Annotated in this window: 21 protein-coding genes; 12 read left to right on the top strand and 9 right to left on the bottom strand. The window is 65.2% G+C overall.

The window, feature by feature from the left end; genetic code table 11:
* The first annotated feature begins 302 nt into the window (after positions 1-302).
* From cpaB to ACNJX9_RS00835, 4 genes are read left to right on the top strand one after another with little or no spacing between them, the layout of a single operon-like run.
* Positions 303-1,121: a Flp pilus assembly protein CpaB gene (gene cpaB / locus ACNJX9_RS00820; RefSeq protein ID WP_057752062.1), complete on the top strand. Its 819-nt coding sequence runs from the start codon at positions 303-305 to the stop codon at positions 1,119-1,121.
* Between the two features lie 10 nt (positions 1,122-1,131).
* Complete coding sequence (locus ACNJX9_RS00825) at positions 1,132-2,649, top strand: type II and III secretion system protein family protein (RefSeq protein ID WP_083514471.1); 1,518 nt, start codon at positions 1,132-1,134, stop codon at positions 2,647-2,649.
* 52 nt (positions 2,650-2,701) lie between these two features.
* Positions 2,702-3,436 carry a CpaD family pilus assembly protein gene (locus ACNJX9_RS00830; protein ID WP_439407538.1) on the top strand — a complete coding sequence of 245 codons (735 nt, stop codon included), beginning with the start codon at positions 2,702-2,704 and terminating at the stop codon, positions 3,434-3,436.
* Positions 3,433-4,725, top strand: a complete 1,293-nt coding sequence (locus tag ACNJX9_RS00835) for an AAA family ATPase (RefSeq protein ID WP_057752053.1) — start codon at positions 3,433-3,435, stop codon at positions 4,723-4,725. The genes ACNJX9_RS00830 and ACNJX9_RS00835 overlap by 4 nt, the downstream gene beginning before the upstream one ends.
* Before the next feature lie 21 nt (positions 4,726-4,746).
* Here the strand turns inward: ACNJX9_RS00835 and ACNJX9_RS00840 are convergent, their stop codons facing one another.
* Positions 4,747-5,523: a tetratricopeptide repeat protein gene (locus ACNJX9_RS00840; protein ID WP_439407539.1), complete on the bottom strand. Its 777-nt coding sequence runs from the start codon at positions 5,521-5,523 to the stop codon at positions 4,747-4,749.
* A gap of 83 nt (positions 5,524-5,606) precedes the next feature.
* Complete coding sequence (locus tag ACNJX9_RS00845) at positions 5,607-5,852, bottom strand: PilZ domain-containing protein (protein ID WP_011083489.1); 246 nt, start codon at positions 5,850-5,852, stop codon at positions 5,607-5,609.
* A 227-nt stretch (positions 5,853-6,079) separates the two neighbouring features.
* On the opposite strand from ACNJX9_RS00845, the gene ACNJX9_RS00850 reads away from it, so the two are divergent.
* The 3 genes from ACNJX9_RS00850 (at position 6,080) to ACNJX9_RS00860 (ending at position 10,550) form a co-directional block, all read left to right on the top strand.
* Complete coding sequence (locus tag ACNJX9_RS00850) at positions 6,080-7,618, top strand: YifB family Mg chelatase-like AAA ATPase (protein WP_057752047.1); 1,539 nt, start codon at positions 6,080-6,082, stop codon at positions 7,616-7,618.
* Between the two features lie 97 nt (positions 7,619-7,715).
* A complete protein-coding gene (locus ACNJX9_RS00855; RefSeq protein WP_439407540.1) occupies positions 7,716-8,186 on the top strand; it encodes a hypothetical protein in 471 nt (156 codons plus the stop codon).
* A 117-nt stretch (positions 8,187-8,303) separates the two neighbouring features.
* Positions 8,304-10,550, top strand: coding sequence for an ATP-binding protein (locus tag ACNJX9_RS00860; RefSeq protein ID WP_439410231.1), 2,247 nt, complete (start codon positions 8,304-8,306; stop codon positions 10,548-10,550).
* Between the two features lie 75 nt (positions 10,551-10,625).
* Here the strand turns inward: ACNJX9_RS00860 and coaA are convergent, their stop codons facing one another.
* The 7 genes from coaA to hisB all read right to left on the bottom strand — a co-directional run bounded on the left by coaA (position 10,626) and on the right by hisB (position 15,590).
* Positions 10,626-11,582, bottom strand: coding sequence for a type I pantothenate kinase (coaA, locus tag ACNJX9_RS00865; protein WP_057752041.1), 957 nt, complete (start codon positions 11,580-11,582; stop codon positions 10,626-10,628).
* A 101-nt stretch (positions 11,583-11,683) separates the two neighbouring features.
* The gene (locus ACNJX9_RS00870) at positions 11,684-12,004 is read right to left on the bottom strand and encodes a phosphoribosyl-ATP diphosphatase (protein ID WP_057752038.1); all 321 of its coding nucleotides are present in this window, start codon (positions 12,002-12,004) and stop codon (positions 11,684-11,686) included.
* Positions 12,005-12,081: 77 nt separating this feature from the next.
* Complete coding sequence (hisF, locus tag ACNJX9_RS00875) at positions 12,082-12,855, bottom strand: imidazole glycerol phosphate synthase subunit HisF (RefSeq protein WP_057752035.1); 774 nt, start codon at positions 12,853-12,855, stop codon at positions 12,082-12,084.
* 3 nt (positions 12,856-12,858) lie between these two features.
* Positions 12,859-13,596 carry a 1-(5-phosphoribosyl)-5-[(5-phosphoribosylamino)methylideneamino]imidazole-4-carboxamide isomerase gene (gene hisA / locus ACNJX9_RS00880; protein ID WP_439407541.1) on the bottom strand — a complete coding sequence of 246 codons (738 nt, stop codon included), beginning with the start codon at positions 13,594-13,596 and terminating at the stop codon, positions 12,859-12,861.
* Positions 13,597-13,747: 151 nt separating this feature from the next.
* The gene (hisH, locus tag ACNJX9_RS00885; protein WP_439407542.1) at positions 13,748-14,398 is read right to left on the bottom strand and encodes an imidazole glycerol phosphate synthase subunit HisH; all 651 of its coding nucleotides are present in this window, start codon (positions 14,396-14,398) and stop codon (positions 13,748-13,750) included.
* Positions 14,395-14,928, bottom strand: coding sequence for a DUF2628 domain-containing protein (locus ACNJX9_RS00890; RefSeq protein WP_057752026.1), 534 nt, complete (start codon positions 14,926-14,928; stop codon positions 14,395-14,397). Before ACNJX9_RS00890 ends, hisH begins: the two co-directional genes overlap by 4 nt.
* 68 nt (positions 14,929-14,996) lie before the next feature.
* The gene (hisB, locus tag ACNJX9_RS00895; RefSeq protein ID WP_188106967.1) at positions 14,997-15,590 is read right to left on the bottom strand and encodes an imidazoleglycerol-phosphate dehydratase HisB; all 594 of its coding nucleotides are present in this window, start codon (positions 15,588-15,590) and stop codon (positions 14,997-14,999) included.
* Between the two features lie 190 nt (positions 15,591-15,780).
* On the opposite strand from hisB, the gene hslV reads away from it, so the two are divergent.
* From hslV to ACNJX9_RS00920, 5 genes are all read left to right on the top strand, one after another.
* The gene (gene hslV, locus ACNJX9_RS00900) at positions 15,781-16,341 is read left to right on the top strand and encodes an ATP-dependent protease subunit HslV (protein ID WP_057752020.1); all 561 of its coding nucleotides are present in this window, start codon (positions 15,781-15,783) and stop codon (positions 16,339-16,341) included.
* 3 nt (positions 16,342-16,344) lie between these two features.
* Entirely contained in the window at positions 16,345-16,830 is a 486-nt protein-coding gene (locus tag ACNJX9_RS00905; protein ID WP_439407543.1) for a GNAT family N-acetyltransferase, read from the top strand.
* Positions 16,827-17,432 carry a DUF2585 domain-containing protein gene (locus tag ACNJX9_RS00910; protein ID WP_439407544.1) on the top strand — a complete coding sequence of 202 codons (606 nt, stop codon included), beginning with the start codon at positions 16,827-16,829 and terminating at the stop codon, positions 17,430-17,432. Before ACNJX9_RS00905 ends, ACNJX9_RS00910 begins: the two co-directional genes overlap by 4 nt.
* Positions 17,433-17,484: 52 nt before the next feature.
* Positions 17,485-18,789, top strand: coding sequence for an ATP-dependent protease ATPase subunit HslU (hslU, locus tag ACNJX9_RS00915; RefSeq protein ID WP_057752011.1), 1,305 nt, complete (start codon positions 17,485-17,487; stop codon positions 18,787-18,789).
* A gap of 179 nt (positions 18,790-18,968) precedes the next feature.
* Positions 18,969-20,093, top strand: coding sequence for a hypothetical protein (locus ACNJX9_RS00920; RefSeq protein WP_439407545.1), 1,125 nt, complete (start codon positions 18,969-18,971; stop codon positions 20,091-20,093).
* The last annotated feature ends 1 nt before the right edge of the window (position 20,094 follow it).

Genomic DNA, 20,094 nt, shown 5'->3' on the forward strand with positions numbered 1-20,094 from the left:
CCGGATTGCGCTTCGCTCCATCCGGGCTACGGACATCGATAGAAACTGTGTCCGCCCCTCGCTAACCACCCGTTCACCATGACGCCCCGCGTTCTCATCCGGACGCGGCAGCACACCCGCGTGTTTCTACGGGCCGTCGCGCCACCGGAATAACTTGGCATTCACCATCTGCCCAAAACCCGCGATGTCACTGGCCGTCACACTCGGCCTCGCAACACCCCTTATACTTTTACTCCCTACTCATCGATGCCGGGGGAACCCGCCACGTGCGGTCCGAGTGCCCCGCGTAAGAGTAGAAGCGTATGAACACCGCACGCATTGTCGTTCTCGTCATTGCGCTCGGCGCCGGCGGCGTCGCTGCGTATCTGGCCAGCGGTTACGACAACAAGCCCGCAGCTGTTGTCCCTGTCGTCGAGAAGCTGCCGACGGTCGATGTGCTCGTCGCCAAATCCGACATCCAGCTCGGCCAGGCGGTCAAGGCCGAGGATCTGCAATGGCAGACCTGGCCGCAAGCGACCGCCAGCAGCGCCTTCATCCGCCGCGACAGCAGGCCCGACGCCCAGACGCAGATCGCCGGCTCGATCGCGCGCGTGCCCTTGATGCAGGGCGAGCCGATCCGCGAGCAGAAGCTCGTCAAGGCCGACGGCTCCGGCTTCATGGCCGCGATCCTGCCCTCCGGCATGCGGGCCGTATCGACCGAGATTTCAGCAGAGACCGGCGCTGGCGGCTTTATCCTGCCGAACGACCGCGTCGACATCGTCCTGACGCGCCGCCTGAAGAATCCCGACGGCCCCAACGGCCAGACCGGCGGCAATGACCTCGTCCTGTCGGAAGTCATCCTGACCAACATCCGCGTGCTCGCGATTGATCAGGCGCCGAAGGAAAAGGACGGCCAGAACGCCGTGCTCGGCAAGACCGTCACGCTCGAGCTCCGGCCCGACCAGGTCGCGACGCTCTCGGCCTCGCGCCAGGGCGGCACGCTGACGCTCGCATTGCGCAGCATCGCCGATGCCAACGCCTCCGACGGTGGACCGGAAGAACAGGCACTCAAGCAGCGCCAGACCGGCGTGAACGTGATCCGCTACGGCGTACAGGCGCGGCAGCTGACGTCACAGAAGTGATGGAGACATGATGAACTACGGGGATGATCGGACGGGCGTGCGCATTCGGGGGAAGCGCGCAAGCTCGTTCTGGGCAGGGGCTGTCATGCTGCTGGGGCTGGTCGCAGCCCCGGATCTCGTCCGCGCTGCGGATGCGCCGGTCGGAGACCAGGTGCCGATGCAGGCGCCGGACCTCGGCGTGGCGCCGGTTGCAACCATTGCGTCGGCAAGGACGCGCTCGCTGTCGCTTGGCGTCGGCAAGTCGGTCGTCATCGACCTGCCGCGCGAGGTGAAGGACGTGCTGGTGGCCGACCCGAAGATCGCCAATGCGGTGATCCGCTCGTCGCAGCGCGCCTATATCATCGGCGCCCAGGTCGGTCAGACCAACGTGGTGTTCTTCACCGCCGACGGCCAGCAGGTCGCCTCCTACGACATCGCGGTGAAGCGCGATCTCAATGGCATGCGCACGGCGCTGCGCGCTTCCCTGCCCGGCGTGCAGATCGAGGGCGTCGGCGACAGCGTGATGCTGACCGGCTCGGTGGCGAGCCCGGTCGAGGCCCAGCAGGCCGGCGACGTCGCCGCAAAGCTCGTCGGCGGCGCCGACAAGGTCGTCAACAACATCGTCGTGCGTGGCCGCGACCAGGTGATGCTGAAAGTCGTGGTCGGCGAAGTCCGCCGCGACATTGTCAAGCAATTGGGTGTCGACCTCAGCGCCAGCCTCAATGCCGGCACCGCGGTCGTGAACTTCAACAATTCGAACCCGTTCTCGGTCTCCGGCGGTCCCCTGGTCAGCAGCAACGGGCTCGGCGTCACCGGCCTCGCCAAGGGCGTTGCCACCGTGAACGCCACCATGCGCGCGATGGAAACCGCAGGCGTGATGCGCACGCTGGCGGAGCCGAGCCTGACCGCGATCTCGGGTGAATCGGCGACCTTCATTGCCGGCGGCGAATTCCCGATCCCCGGCGGCTATGCCTGCGATCCAGTCACCCATGTCTGTACCACCCAGGTCACCTACAAGAAGTTCGGCATCTCCCTGAACTTCACCCCGGTCGTGCTGAGCGAGGGCCGCATCAGCCTGCGCGTGATGACCGAGGTCTCGGAGTTGTCGAACACGAATGCGATCACCTTGACCCAGGCAGTGTCCGGCAGCACCAACAACTCGATCACCATCCCCTCGGTCCAGACCCGCCGCGCCGAGACCACGCTGGAAATCCCGTCGGGCGGCTCGATGGCGATGGCCGGCCTGATCCAGCAGCAGACCAAGCAGGCCGTCAACGGCCTGCCCGGCGTCGACCAGATCCCGATCCTCGGCGCGCTGTTCCGCAGCCAGGACTACGTCAACAACGAGACCGAGCTGATGGTGATCGTGACGCCCTATGTGGTGCGCGCGGTCGCCCAGAAGGAATTGTCGCGGCCCGATGACGGCTTCGCGCCCTCCTCGGATGCGCAATCGGCGCTGCTCGGGCGCATGAACCGGCTTTACGGCATCGCGCGCCGCGTCGACCCGATCGACGGCGACAGGGGCGATTTCGGCTTCATCATCGACTGACACGGGCGGTTTGGGGACCGGGGCGAGACACGGGGCAAGAGGGGACCAGGCGATGACGAAGACATCGGATCGACGTCGCAATTTGCGCATCGCGCTCGTGCTGACGGGGCTGTCCGTCATGCTCGGGGCCTGCAACACCACGGGCGAGGTCGTCACCACGCAGACGGTGCCGACCGACTACCGCATGCGTCATCCGATCGCGGTGCAGGAAGGCAAGCGCTCGATCGTGATCTTCGTCGGCAAGGCGCGCGGCGGTCTGTCGGCCGCGCAGCACGCCGACGTGATGGGCATCGCCCAGGACTGGGTCCGCGAGGGCAGCGGCTCGGTCGTCGTCGACGTGCCGATCGACACCGCAAATTCCCGCGCAGCTGCTGCGACCTATCACGAGATCCGCACTGTCCTGGGCAGCGGCGGCGTGCCGTCGCGCGCCATCGTGCAGCATTCCTATCGCCCTGAAGATCCCGGCCTGCTGCCGACCATCCGCCTCAGCTATTCCAAGATCACTGCGGTCGCCGGCCCTTGCGGGCTGTGGCCCGAGGACGTGGGTCCGTCGATTCTCGATCCCGGCTACAACGAGAACCGGCCCTATTTCAATTTCGGCTGCGCCAGCCAGCGCAACCTTGCGGCCATGATCGACAACCCCGCCGATCTCGAGCAGCCGCGCGCGGAGACGCCGGTCTATACGGCGCGGCGTGACATCGCTTTCGACCGCTACCGCAAGGGCAACCCGACCGCGACCACCTATCCCGAGGCTGACAAGGCCAAACTCAGCGACACAGGCAAATGACTGAGATCCACGACGACGAAGAGGCGGACGATCCGCACCACCCCGAGGACCACATTGCGCCGGTTCCCCGCATCTCGGTGCAGGCCTTTTGCGAGACCGAGCAGACGCTCGCCGCGGTGACCGCGGCCGGCCAGGATCGCCGTCTCGCCAAAGCGCATCTCACCGCCAAGAGCGGCGGACTTGCCGCGGCCATCGAAGTCTATGACACGATGCCGACGCCGAACGTCATCGTGATCGAATCCGACGGCACACGCGACATCCTCGAAGGTCTCGACGACCTCGCCGGCGTCTGCGATCCCGGCACGCGCGTGGTCGTGATCGGCAATCCCGGCGATACCGCGCCGTATCGCGAGCTGGTGCGGCGCGGCGTCAACGACTACGTGGTCGGGCCGGTCGAAACCATCGACGTGGTGCGCTCGATCTGCAGCCTGTTCTCGGCCTCGGAAGCCATCATCACCGGCCGCATCATCGCGGTGGTTGGCGCCAAGGGCGGCGTCGGCGCGTCCACGGTCGCACACAACGTGGCCTGGACCATCGCGCGCGACCTCGCGCTCGATTCCGTCGTGATCGACCTTGACCTCGCCTTCGGCACGGCCGGGCTCGACTACAACCAGGATCCGGCGCAGGGCATCGCCAATGCGGTGCTGTCGCCTGACAGACCCGACACGGCGCTGATGGAGCGCCTGCTCGCCAAATGCACCGACCACCTCAGCCTGCTGGCGGCGCCCGCCACGCTCGATCGCGTCTATGATTTCGGCGCGGAAGCGTTCGATGCGATCTTCGACACGCTGCGCATGACCACGCCCTGCATCGTGCTCGACGTGCCGCATCAATGGTCGGCCTGGACCAAGCGCGCCCTCGTCAACGCCGACGACATCGTCATCGTGGCCGAGCCGGATCTCGCCAATTTGCGCAACACCAAGAACATGCTGACGGTGCTGAAAACGGCACGGCCGAACGACCGGCCGCCGCTCTACTGCATCAACCAGGTCGGCATGCACAAGCGGGCCGAGATCGAGGTCAAGGCGTTCGCCAAGACCATGGAAAGCCAGCCGCTTGCGGTGATCCCGTTCGACTCGAAACTGTTCTCGACCGCGGCCAATAACGGCCAGATGATCGCGGAGGTCTCCAAGAGCCACCGCACCACCGAGCTGTTCCAGATCATGGCCAACCGGCTCGCCGGTCGCGGCGAGGTGAAGAAACCGAAGCGCTCGTTGCTCGGACCGCTGCTGAAGAAGCTGAAGGGCAAAACCGGGCGCGGATCCGCGCCGCATCGCAAGGCGTCGTAGGCACCAAGCAATGGCGGCGGATTATTTCTCCGCCCGCTGCTGCTGCTTCTTCGCCAGCAGCTGCCGCAGCGCCGTGATCTTGGCCGCGGCCTGGTCCGGCGGCAGATCGGCCTTCACGAGAATTTCGGCCTCGGTCTCGCGACCCTGCAATCCCAGCACCAGCGCGAGATTGGTACGGATCCGCGCATTGTTCTGATTGCGCTGATAGGCGCGGCCGAGCACCTGTTCGGCCTTCGGCAGATTGTTTTGCAGCATGTAGGACAGGCCGAGATTGGACAGCACGGTCGGCTCCTCCGGCATGATCTTCAGTGCCGCGGCGTAATATTGCTGCGCTTCCTCGTTGCGGCCGAGCTGGTCGAGCGCCGCACCCTGCGCCGACAGGATGCGCCAGTCGGGATCCTCGGGCGAATGCGCGCGGCCCAGCACGTCAAAAGCCTGCTGGAAATTTCCATTGTCGGCGAGCGCACGGCCATAGCCGGCGAGCAGCGCCTTGTTGCTGGGATGGGTGAGCACCGCCTGCTCGAACACGGCGACGGCCTGGGCATGCTGGCCGCTGTCGCGCAGCGCCTTGCCATATTCGAGGACGATGTTTGGATTATCAGGCTTGGCGCGATAGCGCTCGCGCAAGGCGGCCATCTCCGGCTTGCCGTCGGCCGCGGCGACAGGTTCGGACCTGCCGCCGAGCGCACCGGTCACGTCGTCCAGGCCGGTGGTCTGGCAGCCGCCGAGGGCCAGCACCGCGAGTGCGGGAAGCAGGAATCTCGCCGGGGAGGGGGCAAGGGACGAACGCTTGAACATACTCTGATCACCGCCGGCGGACTGATCAGAGATGCTTCACCGATTAACGCTAAAGTCTCGTTAAGGACGCGTCCTTATGTGACCTAGTCGGTAAATTCCGCACCGAACTCGCAGCCGATGCGCCAGCGCAGGCGGCATTGGCGGGAGTAATCCGGCGCGAAGATGATCGTGAATTGCGGCGGCACTTCCAGAAATTCCGCCACCACTTTTACGCCCCCGTCCGAGATATCGGTGATCGTGCAGTCCCGCGGCAGCGAGCCCGCGCCAAAATGAATCTTGGCCAGCCGGCTGCACACCCGACGTTCGCTTCTACGGCGATTTGCAAGCATTTGAATTCTTCACCCGTTAGATCACGGCCCATCCCGCAGCCTCAGGAGTAGCGGACATGTGTTGGGATGTGCTGAGCGCAGCCACTCGCATTCGAGGCGTAGTCGAAGCTTAATGTCCTGATCCCGTTTACCTGAAGTTAGGGGACCGGCGGCCCTCGCCCACGTTCCTGTATTGTTCTTGTCAGGGCGATCGCTGTCTGCTACCCTTGATTGTGCAAGGGGGCAGCATGGTCCAGCGGGTTTCGACAGTCGCCTTTGAGGGCATAGAGGCCCGCGCGGTCGACGTGCAGGTGCAGGTCGCGCCGGGCCTGCCGGCCTTCGCCATCGTCGGCCTGCCTGACAAGGCGGTGTCGGAGGCGCGCGAACGGGTGCGATCGGCGCTGATCGCTTCGGGACTGGCGCTGCCGGCGCGCCGCATCACCGTCAATCTCGCGCCCGCCGACGTCCCGAAGGAAGGCAGCCATTACGACCTGCCGATCGCGCTCGGGCTGATGGCGGCGATCGGCGCGATCCCGCCGGATGCGCTGGCCGGCTTCACCGTGCTCGGCGAGCTCGGCCTCGACGGCTCGATCGCGCCTGTCGCGGGCGTGTTGCCCGCCGCGATCGGCGCCAACACGCGCGAGGAAGGCTTGATCTGCCCCGCCGCCTGCGGCTCGGAGGCGGCGTGGGCGAGCCCTGATATCCAGATCGTCGCCGCACATTCGCTGATTCAGATCGCCAACCATTTCAAGGGCACGCAGGTGCTGTCGCGGCCCGTGCCGAAAGTGCATGAGGCCGCAAGCTCGCTGCTCGATCTGCGCGACATCAAGGGCCAGGAGAGCGCCAAGCGCGCGCTGGAGATCGCAGCCGCCGGCGGCCATCACCTGCTGATGATCGGCGCGCCCGGCGCCGGCAAATCCATGCTGGCCGCGCGCCTGCCCTCGATCCTGCCGCCGCTGTCGCCGAGCGAACTGCTCGAGGTCTCGATGATCGCCTCGGTCGCGGGCGAAATCGAGGGTGGCGCGCTGACGTCGCGGCGGCCGTTCCGCTCGCCACATCATTCCGCCAGCATGGCCGCGCTGACAGGCGGCGGCGCGCGGGCAAAGCCCGGCGAGATCTCGCTGGCGCATCAGGGCGTGCTGTTTCTCGACGAGCTGCCCGAGTTCGATCCACGCGTGCTGGATTCGCTGCGCCAGCCGCTGGAGAACGGCGAGGTCTCGGTGTCGCGCGCCAATCACCGCGTCACCTACCCGGCCCGCTTCATGCTGGTCGCCGCGATGAATCCCTGCCGCTGCGGCAATGCGTTCGAGCCCGGCTATGCCTGCAAGCGCGGCCGCATCGACCGCTGCACCGGCGATTACCAGGCGCGCATCTCCGGCCCGCTGATGGACCGCATCGATCTGCGCATCGAAGTCCCGGCCGTCACCGCAGCCGATCTGATCCTGCCGCCACCGACCGAAGGCTCCGCTGAAGTCGCCGCGCGCGTGGCGGCGGCGCGCGACATTCAGCTCGCGCGTTACGCACAGGCGGGCCTGCCGCGGGTCCGCACCAATGCCGAGGCGCCGGCGTCGGTGCTCGAAGACATTGCCCGGCCCGACGCGCAGGGACAAAAGCTGCTGCGCGATGCCGCCGAAACCATGCGGCTGTCGGCACGCGGCTATCACCGGGTGCTGCGGGTGGCGCGCACGCTCGCCGATCTCGACGGCACTGACAAGATCGGCCGGCTGCATCTGGCCGAAGCGCTGTCCTACCGGGCACTCGCGGAGGATGTGCGCCAGCTCGCCTGATCTTCCCGCGCGTCAACCCGGTGGTAACGAGTTTCCTTTACGCTCTGCAAACCATAGGGCCCACAAGTTCCGGTACGGGCCCGGCGAGTAGAGCGTCATGTTGCGTTTCAAGATCCTGGCCTCGGTGGTTCCCCTGTTGGCGGCGGCAGTGGTCGCCCGTGGCGAGATCGGACCGGTCTTGCAGCCCTGCATCGCCGTCGGCGACACCTCGGTCGAGCTCACATCCCTGTTCTGGACCGCTCGCGTCCATGTCGCCTTCACCGACGACCCGTCGCGCGCCACGGTCCGGGTCCAGCTCACCGACGACGCCGAGGCCGCGGACTTCGCGGTCGTTGATGATGGTCTCGGTTCCGAGACCGATTCCTGCCAGGCCAATCCAGCGAACCGCCTCATCACCATCGCAGCGCAACCCGTCGATGGCGGCCCGGTGATCTATCTTTCCAGCGACGGCCCGGCCGATTACCGCATCTTTGTCCGCTCGAAGACGTTCTCGCCGCGCGAGGCCGCAGCCCTGATCGTCGGTGCTCATGGCGACCACACGCGGCCCCTCCAGGCCGCCTCGCTTTGATGCATTAAGACCTCGTCAACCATGTTTCGAGGCCGCCCCAAGGCCTCAAGCTGTTCGCAAGGTCGGCAGGACATCGTCGCACGCGGCGGCGGCAGGTAAGAGTCGGGGTCGGTGACGATGGATCGGACGTTCCGGATCAAGGTGCGCATGCGCCGCTTCAGGCGCCGCCACCCGAAGATCGCCTTCGCCATCCGCTCCTTCATGATCTTTTCGGCGACGTTCGGCGGCGCCTATGGCTTCGTCACCGGCAGCCGATCGGAAAATTCGGGCTACGATCCCAACGCCTTTGCGATCGGTGCGAGCTTCCTGTTCGCGCTGGCCTGCCTTGGCCTTGCCACGCTGAGCATGCGGCTGCGTTTCGTCGCCAAGCGGATGCGCAAGCTCGCCGCCCACAACGAGGCGCTGATCGACCGCAATTGGGAGCTGAAGGAAGCCGAAGAGCGCGCCCGCAGCCTGTTCGAATCGCAGGGCGACCTGATCGTGCTGCGCGACCATCAGGGCCGTATCACCTTCGCCAACGACGCCTATTGCGCGCTGGCCGGTCAGGCGCGCAGCGCCCTGGTCGGCACGCGCTTCGATTTCGACGTGCTGGAACAGGGCGACAGTGCGCGCGAAGCGAGCGGCACGCGCATCCATGACCAGAAGATATCGACGCCGCTCGGCGCGCGCTGGATCGCCTGGCGCGAGGGCCTGGTCCGGCACGATGCCGGCCGGCCCGCCGAGCTGCAAAGCGTCGGACGCGACGTGACCGATCGCACCGAGACCGAACGCGCACTGTCCGATGCGCGCGACCAGGCCGATGCCGCCAACCGCGCCAAATCGCGCTTCCTCGCGATGGCCTCGCACGAGATCCGCACCCCCCTGAACGGCATTATCGGCATGGGCGGCCTGCTGCTCGACACCACGCTGACGCCGGAGCAGACGACCTACGCACGCGCCGTGAAAACTTCAGGCGAAGCGCTGATGACGCTGATCGAGGAGCTGCTCGACTATTCCAAGATCGAAGCCGGCAAGCTTGATCTGGAGCAGCGCCCCTTCGCCCTCTCGACGCTGATCGAAGAGGTCACCGAGCTGCTGGCGCCGCGCGCGCAGGCCAAGAAGCTCGAGATCGCGGCTTACGTCGACGAGCGGCTGCCGCTCGAGGTCACCGGCGATGCCGCCCGGCTGCGCCAGGTGCTGCTCAACCTCGCCGGCAACGCCATCAAATTCACGAGCAGCGGCGGCGTGGCGCTGATCGTCGAGCCCGGCATCTGGCCGAACGAGATCAGCTTCCTGGTCCGCGACACCGGCATCGGCATCGCGCCCGAGGCGCAATCGCGCATCTTCCGCGAATTCGAGCAGGCCGACGACCGCGTCGCCCGCACCTATGGCGGCACCGGGCTTGGCCTTGCCATCAGCGAACGCATCGTCAAGCGGATGGGCGGCCGCATCACGCTGGAGAGCGCGCCCGGCAAGGGCTCGACCTTCGAGGTCGCAATTCCGCTCGCGCTGTCGCAAGGCGATGCCGGACGAACATCGTTTCCGAGCCCTGATCTATCAGGCAAATCCATCCTGCTGGTGGCCGACGGCATCGAAGCGTCGCTGATCGCGCGGCGGCTGGAGCGCTGGGGCGGCCAGACCTGCCTGGTCGCAGATGCAGCGGTGGCCGAAGCACTGCTGCCGGAGCGCTCCTGGCACGCGGTGCTGGTCGACCGCGCGCTCGGCGCTGCTGTTGCCGATCGTGTCGGCGAAGCCGCCCGCGCCCATGCGACGCAGCGCCTGGTGCTGCTGACACCGAGCTCGCGTCATGAAAAATTCTCGGCTAATTTCACCGGCTTCCTGGTCAAGCCGTTGCGCGCAGCCTCGCTCGCCGCGCGCCTCGCGCTGACGCCGGAGGTCGCATCACCCGATCTCGCACCCGATCCCGCCGAGCCGGCGCCAGTCAGGGCACCTGCGGGGGGCCTCTCGATCCTTGTCGCCGAGGACAACGAGATCAACGCGCTGCTGATGCGCTCGCTGCTCACAAAACTCGGCCACCGCGTCGTCATCGCGGTCCATGGCGAAGCCGCACTGGAATCCTGGCTTGCGGCCAGCTCTGCCGGCACGCCCTACGACCTGGTGTTGATGGACATCCAGATGCCGCAGCTCGACGGCATCGAAGCAACCAAACGCATCCGCGCCCATGAGGCCGCCACCGGCAGCCAGCACACACCGGTCCTCGCACTCACCGCGAACACGCTGGTGGAAGATCGCTACGCCTGCTTCGAAGCGGGCATGAACGGATTTTTGATCAAGCCGCTCGATCGCGAGAAGCTGGACGAGGCGCTGGCGGGGCTGGCGGCGGCACGGCAGCTCGCGGTGGAGCGACAAGCGACGCTGCCGTAGCTGCCGTCTCACGTGACAACAGGGAAAACGTGGGCACGGCGCTTCGCGCCTTTGCCCACCCTACGGCACCATTGGCTACAGCCTTCGCAGCGCCACGCTCTCCACCGCGTGATCCGCGCCCTTCTTCAGGATCAGCGTCGCCCGCGGACGCGTCGGCAAGATATTGTCCTCGAGATTGGCGAGGTTGGTGCGCTCCCAGATCGCGGTGGCGGTGGCGATGGCCTCCTCGTCCGACAACAGCGCATAGCGGTGGAAGTAGGACTTTGGATCGGTGAACGCGGTGTCGCGCAGCGCCAGGAAGCGCTTGATGTACCAGCGCCGCAGCGCCGCTTCGTCGGCGTCGATATAGACCGAGAAGTCGAAGAAGTCGGAGACGACAGGCACCGCCTTGCCGTCGCGCGGCAGCTTGCCGGTTTGCAGGACATTGACGCCCTCGACGATCAAAATGTCGGGCTGGTCGATCTCGGCCCATTCATTCGGCACGATGTCGTAGGTCAGATGCGAATAGACCGGCGAGCGCACGTGCCTGCGGCCCGACTTGATGTCGGACAGGAAGCCCAGCAGCAGCGGCAGGTCGTAGCTCTCCGGAAACCCCTTCTTCTGCAAAATGCCTTGCTGCTCGAGCAGGGCCTTCGGGTAGAGGAAACCGTCGGTGGTGATCAGATCGACTTTGGGACGAGGCGACCAGCGCGCCAAGAGCGCCTGGAGCACGCGCGCGGTCGTCGACTTCCCGACTGCGACAGAACCAGCGACGCCGATGATGTAGGGCACCTTGCGGTCGCGGATGTTGAGGAACTGCCGCTCCGCGTAATACAGGCGCTGCGTCGCATCGACATAGATCGATAGCAGGCGCGACAGCGGCAGATAGATGTCCTCGACTTCCTTCAGGTCGAGGCGGTCGTGCAGCGAGCGCAGCCGGTCGAACTCGCCCGGCTCCAGCGTCATCGGGGTATCGTCGCGCAGACGCGCCCACTCTTCGCGCGTGTAGACGCGGTAAGGATTATATTGCTGCTCCGGTGCGCGGATATCCATGACGCGACCTTTCCGTTGGGGCCCTTCAGCTACGCATGATCTCTTCGGAAAACCGCTTCACACGTTGGGCCAACGCGGTGCTTCGGATCCGGATCATGCTGTCAGCCCTTACGCGACGCTTTCTCTTCCAACCCCGACATATTCGTGCGCTTGTCGAGGGCAGCTTCCACCTCTTCCAACTTTACGCCGCGCGCCTTGAGCAGCACAAGGAAGTGATAGAGCAGGTCGGCACTTTCGGCGATCAGATGCGCGCGATCGTTTTCGACTGCTGCGATTACGGTTTCGACTGCTTCCTCACCGAACTTCTTGGCGCAATGTTCGGCGCCCTTGTCGAGCAGCTTGCGGGTATAGGAGGCCTCGCCACCAGAGGCCGCGCGGGCGTCGATGGTTTGGGCGAGGTCATGGATCGTGAAACGCGGCATCGGAATACTCAGGAACAGATCCGGCCAGACAGGCCTTTTCCCATCGGCCTGTGTAGCATTTTTACCAAGGGGAGTCGTCAGGCATCCATGCGCATGGGCAAGCCCCGCCGCGCCATGTGCTCCTTGGCTTCACGAATGGTGAATTCCCCGAAATGGAAGATGGAGGCGGCCAGCACGGCCGTGGCGTGGCCGTCGCGAATACCGTCGACGAGGTGATCGAGATTGCCGACGCCGCCGGAGGCGATTACGGGAACGGGAACGCTGTCGGCTATCGCCCGGGTCAGCGGGATGTCAAACCCCTGCCTGGTACCGTCGCGGTCCATCGAGGTGAGCAAAATTTCACCAGCGCCGAGCGAGACCACTTCCTGGGCGTATTCGATGGCGTCGATGCCGGTCGAGTTGCGGCCGCCATGGGTAAAGATTTCCCAGCGGTCGCCGCCCGGGCGCTTGACCCGCTTGGCGTCGATGGCGACCACGACGCACTGCTCGCCGAATTTTTCGGCAGCTTCCTTGACGAACTCGCGCCGCGACACCGCGGCGCTGTTGATCGAGACCTTGTCCGCGCCGGCGCGCAGCAGCGTCTTGATGTCGTTGACTTCGCGCACGCCACCGCCGACGGTGACGGGCATGAAGCAGGCCTCGGCCGTGCGCCGGACCACATCCAGCATGATGCCGCGGTTCTCATGGGTCGCGGTGATGTCGAGAAAGGTCAGCTCGTCGGCGCCGGCGGCGTCATAAGCGATCGCGGCTTCGACGGGGTCGCCGGCATCGCGCAAATCGACGAAGTTGACGCCCTTGACGACGCGGCCGTCCTTGACGTCGAGGCAGGGGATCACGCGCACCTTGAACATGTGTCAGCTCCTGCGCGCGTTGCGGATCAGGGCGAGGGCGGCGGCTGGATCGAGCCGGCCGTCGTAGAGCGCGCGGCCGGCGATCGCGCCGGCGAGCTTTTTCGCACGAGGCGTCAGCATGGCCTTGACGTCCTCGATCGAAGCGAGGCCGCCCGAGGCGATCACGGGAATCGAAATCGCATCGGCGAGCGCGATGGTCGCATCGAGGTTCAGGCCCTTGAGCAGGCCGTCGCGCGCGATATCGGTGAAGATGATGGCGGCGACGCCGGCATCCTCGAATCGCTGTGCGATCTCCAGCACTGTCACCTGTGAGGTCTCGGCCCAACCTTCGACGGCGACCTTGCCGTCGCGTGCGTCGAGGCCAACGGCGACGCGGCCGGGGAATATCTTGGCCGCTGCCTTCACCAGCTCTGGATCGCGCACCGCGGCGGTGCCGATGATGACGCGGGTGATGCCTTTCTCAAGCCAGGCTTCGACGGTCGCGAGATCGCGAATGCCGCCGCCGAGCTGCACCGGGATCGGAATCGTCTTCAGCATCGCCTCGACGGCGTGCGCATTGACAGGCTTGCCGGCGAAGGCACCGTCGAGATCGACGACGTGGAGATACTCAAAACCCTGCGCAACGAAGCTCTGGGCTTGAGCTGCGGGATCGAGGTTGAAAACGGTCGCGCGCGCCATGTCGCCTTGCTCGAGGCGCACGCACTGACCGTTCTTGAGGTCGATCGCGGGAAAGAGAATCATGTCGCACCTGCTCTCGTCCCCGTCATGGGAACGCACCTGCCAGCTAAGCACTCCGTCATTGCGAGCGCAGCGAAGCAATCCAGACCGCCGCCGCGGAAAGACCCTGGATTGCTTCGCTGCGCTCGCAATGACGAGGTGAGAGCGGAGGCCATCACGGTTTCCATCGCAAAAAATTCGAGATCAGGGCCAGCCCAAAGCGCTGGCTCTTCTCGGGGTGAAACTGCGTGCCGATGGCGGTGTCCTTGGCGACGATCGCGGTGACGGGCCCGCCGTAATCGGCGCGCGCGAGCACATCCGCTTCATTGGCCGCGTTGAGGTGGTAGGAATGCACGAAATAAGCGTGCTGCCCGTTCGGGCCGAGCGGCAGCTTGTCGAGCACCGGGTGCTCTTGCAGCAGCTCGAGCGTGTTCCAGCCCATGTGCGGGATCTTCAGGCTCTCGTCACGCGGCGTGATCTTCTCGACGTCGCCGCCGATCCAGTTCAGGCCTTGGGTGACGACATGCTCCTTGCCGCGGCTCGCCATCAGCTGCATGCCGACGCAAATGCCGAAGAACGGCCGCGCCTTGACGCGCACGGCTTCGGTGATCGCCTCGACCATGCCGTTGACGGCATCGAGGCCGCGCCGGCAATCGGCGAAGGCGCCGACACCAGGCAGCACCAGGCGATCGGCTTCATAGGCCTGATCGGGATCGCTGGTGACGAGGACTTTCTGCGGATTGTCCAGGCTGCGCGCGGCGCGCTCAAAGGCCTTGGCGGCGGAATGCAGATTTCCGGAACCGTAATCGATGATGGCGACGCTCATCGTGATGACCCTCCCGGTTCTGGAAACAATCCAATGATGCCGCCGGCCGGAAGCGGCGGCGGGTTCGAAAATGGCTGGCCCGGCACGTTGCGGGTCGGCGGCGGGCCGCCGCGATCGACCGCCCATTGGTCGTTGACGATGCCCTGCTGTGACTTGCTCCAGCGCTCGAAGAACCGCCACTCGGCGGTGTCTTGGTCAGCGGCGACGACGACGTCGAGCTGCCGCCACTTGCCGCGTGACAGGGTCCAGCGGCGCAGGCTCGAGGCCTCAAAGCCCGTCAGCAGCGCGACGATGATGTTGGCGAGGAAGATCGAGGGGCGACCGACACCGAGGCTGGATAGCCCCGCATCGAAGGCGGCGAGGAACACGATCCAGCCGATCAGCGCCAGCCACAGCCTGTTCCAGGCCAGCCAGAACGGACCAAGGATCATCGCCCAGACATGGAAGCCGTCGCGCACGAACACGAACTTGTCGGTCGCGCGCAGATCGGCGCCGCCGGGGAAGGGAGCATGAACTGTGTAGACAGGCATTTTCGATGCCCCGCTCTCGAGAATGAAGTCGATGCCGCCGACGGCGCGTGGCCGCCAAGATGGAGAGGTCAGCCGCCAAGCGAGCCCTTGGTGGAGGGGATTTCGCCCGCCGCCTTGGGATCGATCGCAACCGCGGTGCGCAGCGCCCGCGCCAAGCCCTTGAAGCAGGACTCGGCGATATGGTGGCTGTTATCGCCATATAGGGTCTCGACGTGGAGAGTCACGCCGGCGTTGATGGCAAAGGCCTGGAACCACTCGCGCACCAGCTCGGTGTCGAACTCACCGATCTTGTGGCGGGGAAATTCCGCCTTGAACACCAGGAACGGGCGGCCCGAGATGTCGATGACCACGCGCGTCAGCGTCTCGTCCATCGGCATGTGCACGCCGGCATAGCGGGTGATGCCCGCCATGTTGCCGAGCGCCTGCTTGACCGCCTGGCCGAGCGCGATGCCGGTGTCTTCGGTGGTATGGTGATAGTCAATGTGCAGGTCGCCAACCGCCTTGACCGTGAGGTCGATGCGGGAATGGCGGGCGAGGAGATCGAGCATATGGTCGAAAAAGCCGATGCCAGTCGCGATATTGGCCACGCCTGATCCATCGAGGTTCACGGAGACCTCGATGTCGGTTTCCTTGGTCTTGCGCTTGATCGTCGCGGTGCGCATGGAAAATCGGTTTCCATTCTAGCTTTGAGCCGAAAACGCCAGTCTCTTAACAGCCAAATGACGCCTTCGCTACTGCGGGAACGGCTGGCCGGGCCTCTACTTCTGCCTATGGTGAGCAAATTCGGCCCGGAACGGCCCGTTGTGCGCCCGCTCCCGACCGCTTAAATCAGCCGGACAACGAGGGTCATTCATGCAGGATTCCCACAACAGCTCGCCGGTCTGGCACGGCACCACGATTTTGACGGTCCGCAAGGGCGGCAAGGTGGTGGTCGGCGGCGACGGCCAGGTCTCGATCGGCCAGACCGTGATCAAGTCAAACGCCAAAAAGGTGCGGAAACTCGGCAAGGGCGATGTGATCGGCGGCTTTGCCGGCGCCACAGCCGATGCCTTCACCCTGTTCGAGCGGCTTGAGAGCAAGCTGGAGCAATATCCGGGGCAATTGACCCGGGCCGCGGTCGAGCTCGCCAAGGACTGGCGCACCGATCGCTACCTCCGCCGGCTGGAGGCCATGATGATCGTGGCCGACAAGGACGTCTCTTTGGTGCTCACAGGCACCGGCGACGTGCTCGAGCCCGAGGCCGGCGTGATGGCGATCGGCTCCGGCGGCAATTACGCGCTGGCCGCGGCGAGGGCCCTTGTTGACACCGACAAGGACGCCGAGACCATCGTCCGCCGCTCCCTCGACATCGCCGCCGACATCTGCGTCTACACCAACCGCAACGTCACCATCGAAGCGCTGTCCACCGGTTAGGTCGTGGAGCCCGGCTACGCCTTCCACCCGCTGAGCGCGGCCGATTTGCCGCTGATCCGGCGATGGCTCGGCGAAGCGCATGTGCGGGAATGGTGGGGCGATCCGGGCGAGCAGTTTGCACTCGTCAGCGGCGATCTCGATGAACCGGCGATGGAGCAGTTCATCGTCTTGGCCGGCAACCGGCCGTTCGGCTATCTTCAATGCTATCGCCTGACCGCCTGGAATACGGGCTTCGGGCCACAGCCGGAGGGCACGCGTGGAATCGACCAGTTCATCGGCGACAGCGACATGATCGGACGCGGCCATGGTTCGGCGTTCATCCGCCAATTTGTCGATGAGCAGTTCGGCAACGGCCTGCCGCGCATGGTCACCGATCCCGATCCGCTCAACCTGCGCGCCTTGCGCGCCTACGAGAAATCAGGCTTCGTCCGTGACCGCATGGTCGAGACGCCGGATGGCACCGCGCTGTTGATGGTGCGTGAGCCGTGACCCTGACGAGCACACGCCAGAGCAGGGCCGCACTGCCGCCGCTCGCCTTCCTCGGCATCGCGCTGCTGCTGCTGGCGCTGCAGGCCTCGATCCTGTTTGCGATGGGGCGCGTGCCGATCTGCACCTGCGGCTATGTCAAGCTGTGGCACGGCGTGGTGAACAGCTCGGAGAATTCCCAGCACATCGCCGACTGGTACAGCTTCTCGCACGTGCTGCACGGCTTGCTGTTCTACGGGCTGACGTGGCTGCTGTTTTCGCGGCATCTCAGCTGGCCGGCACGGCTGATCATCGCGATGCTGATCGAGGGCGCCTGGGAGATCGTCGAGAATTCGCCTGTAATCATCGAGCGCTACCGCGCCGGCACGATCTCGCTGGATTATTACGGCGACAGCATCGTCAATTCGGTCTCGGACACGCTGTTCATGGTGCTGGGGTTCCTCACCGCACGCGTGCTTCCTGTTACTGCAACCGTCGCGCTCGGGCTCGCCTTCGAGCTCATGCTGGCGCTGCACATCAGGGACAATCTGACGCTCAATATTCTGATGCTGATCCATCCGATCGAGGCCGTGAAGCAATGGCAATCCGGTCCGCCGATCATCTGATGACCCAAAAAGCGGCTTGTCCCCGCCGGTTTCTGATCCTAGCTAAGGTGCCATGACAGACTTTTCCCCCCGCGAAATCGTATCCGAACTCGACCGTTTCATCGTCGGCCAGGGCGACGCCAAGCGCGCCGTCTCGATCGCGCTGCGCAACCGCTGGCGCCGGCAGCAGCTCACCGGCTCGCTGCGCGAAGAGGTGCTGCCCAAGAACATCCTGATGATCGGGCCCACCGGCGTCGGCAAAACCGAGATCGCGCGCCGTCTTGCCAGGCTTGCGAACGCGCCGTTCCTGAAGGTGGAAGCCACAAAATTCACCGAGGTCGGCTATGTCGGCCGCGACGTCGAGCAGATCGTGCGCGACCTCGTCGAGGTCGCGATCGCCCAGGTCCGGGAGAAGAAGCGCAAGGACGTGCAGGCCCGCGCCCAGCTCGCCGCCGAGGAGCGCGTGCTCGATGCGCTGGTCGGCGCCAATGCAAGCTCGGCGACGCGGGAATCCTTTCGCAAGAAGCTGCGCGCCGGCGAATTGAACGACAAGGAAATCGAGATCGAGACGCAGTCCTCAGGCGGCGGCATGCCGATGTTCGAGATCCCGGGCATGCCTGGCGCGCAGATGGGCGCCATCTCGATCGGCGACATCTTCGGCAAGCTGGGCGGCCGCAGCAAGACGCGGCGGCTGACCGTCGAGGGCTCGCACGAAATTCTCGTCAACGAGGAATCCGACAAGCTGCTCGATACTGATCAGCTCACGCTGGAGGCGATCAGCGCCGTCGAGAACAACGGCATCGTCTTCCTCGACGAGATCGACAAGATCTGCGCCCGCGAAGGCCGCGCCGCCGGCGACGTCTCGCGCGAGGGCGTGCAGCGCGACCTGTTGCCGCTGATCGAGGGCACCACGGTCTCGACCAAGCACGGCGCGGTCAAGACCGATCACATCCTGTTCATCGCCTCCGGCGCCTTCCACGTCGCCAAGCCGTCGGACCTGCTGCCGGAGCTGCAGGGCCGCCTGCCGATCCGCGTCGAATTGCAGGCGCTGACCCGCGACGACATGCGCCGCATCCTGACCGAGCCCGAGGCCTCGCTGATCAAGCAATATGTCGCCTTGATGCAGACCGAGGGCGTGACGCTCGACATCACCGACAGCGCCATCGACGCGCTCGCCGACGTGGCGGTCGCCGTCAATTCCACCGTCGAGAATATCGGCGCGCGCAGGCTGCAGACCGTCATGGAGCGGGTGCTGGACGAGATCTCCTTCACCGCCCCCGACCGCAACGGCGAGACCATCAGGGTCGATGCCGATTTCGTGCAGAAGCACGTCGGTGACCTCGCCAGGAACGCCGACCTGAGCCGGTTCATTTTGTAATTCGGGCCCGCCGCGCTATTCATCCGGTGTCGTCCCGGCGAAGGCCGGGACCCATACTCACCAGCAATCCTTGTTGGAAATGATAGCAGCCCCAGCGCCGGCTCAAAGCAAACAGTCGTGGTTATGGCTCCCGGCCTTCGCCGGGACGACGCTCGAATTTGACGCGCCACGAGTGCCACATGCTCGCTGACGTCAAGAAAAACCCCTGGCGGCTGTTGCTCGCGATCAACGCGGCCGTGATCATCGGCGTCTTCATTCACAAGGTGAAGCTGCCGCCTTATGTCCCCTACATCCATCTTGTCGTCGACTATCATTTCGGCTTCATCAAGCGCGCCCTGATCGGGGCGATCGTTGCGCTGTTCACCGCGAAGGTGCCGGTGTGGCTTGTGTTCGCGATCTCGGGAACGGCGTGGCTGGCGATGCTGGCGCTGTTCGTGCGGCTGTTTCAGAAGACATTCGGCTTCACCGCGAAGACGCTGCCGCTGTTCGTCTTCATCGCGGGCTCGCCGTACTTCCTGAAGAATTTCATGCACACGCTCGGCCATTTCGACATCTATGGCTGCCTCGCAGCGCTGGTGCTGCTGCTGATGCCGGCGGGCTCATTGTTGTTCGTGGCGACGGCGGCGCTGTTCTCGATCATTCTCGTGCTGATCCACCACATTCATCTCTTGATGTATGTGCCGACCATCATCACCATCGTCGGCATCAGGCATTATCTCTCGTACGGCATCACCAGAGCCAATGTCGCATTCGGCCTCGTGGCATTGCTCTGCATCAGCGCGCTGTTCTTCGCAGCGCAATTCCTCGGCACCATGCCGATCCCGCAGGCTGATTTTCTCGCCTATCTGAAGAGCCGGATGGCCGATCCGTCACGCGAGGATCTGCTGCAGTTCGCCTACATCTGGTATCAGCCGCTCTCGAAGGAAATCTCCGACACCTGGGCCCGGCTGCCGCACAACAGCCTCGGCATTCCCGTGTTCGCGCTGCTGTTGTGGCTGCACACGCCGCTATGGCGCTATTTCGCCGACCTGATCCGCGCCCTCGCGAGCGAGCTCCACCGCCGCCTCGTCATCGCGGCCCTGATCGGCGTCAGCCTCGCCTATCTCGTGATGTTCGCGATGGTGTTCGACTATTCGCGCTGGATGTCGAATTGGGCGGTGTGCATGGTCCTGATCCTGCACGCCGTGAAGATGCTGCCGGCCAGCCACGAGACGCCGCTGATTGCGGCCGAGGACAGGAAGACAAACATCTTCGGCCTGATCATCACCCTGATCCCGCGCGTCGGGATCGTGAGGCCGTTTTAGA

It is taken from the genome of Bradyrhizobium sp. BLXBL-03 (assembly GCF_051853015.1).
Taxonomy (GTDB): Bacteria; Pseudomonadota; Alphaproteobacteria; order Rhizobiales; family Xanthobacteraceae; genus Bradyrhizobium; species Bradyrhizobium manausense.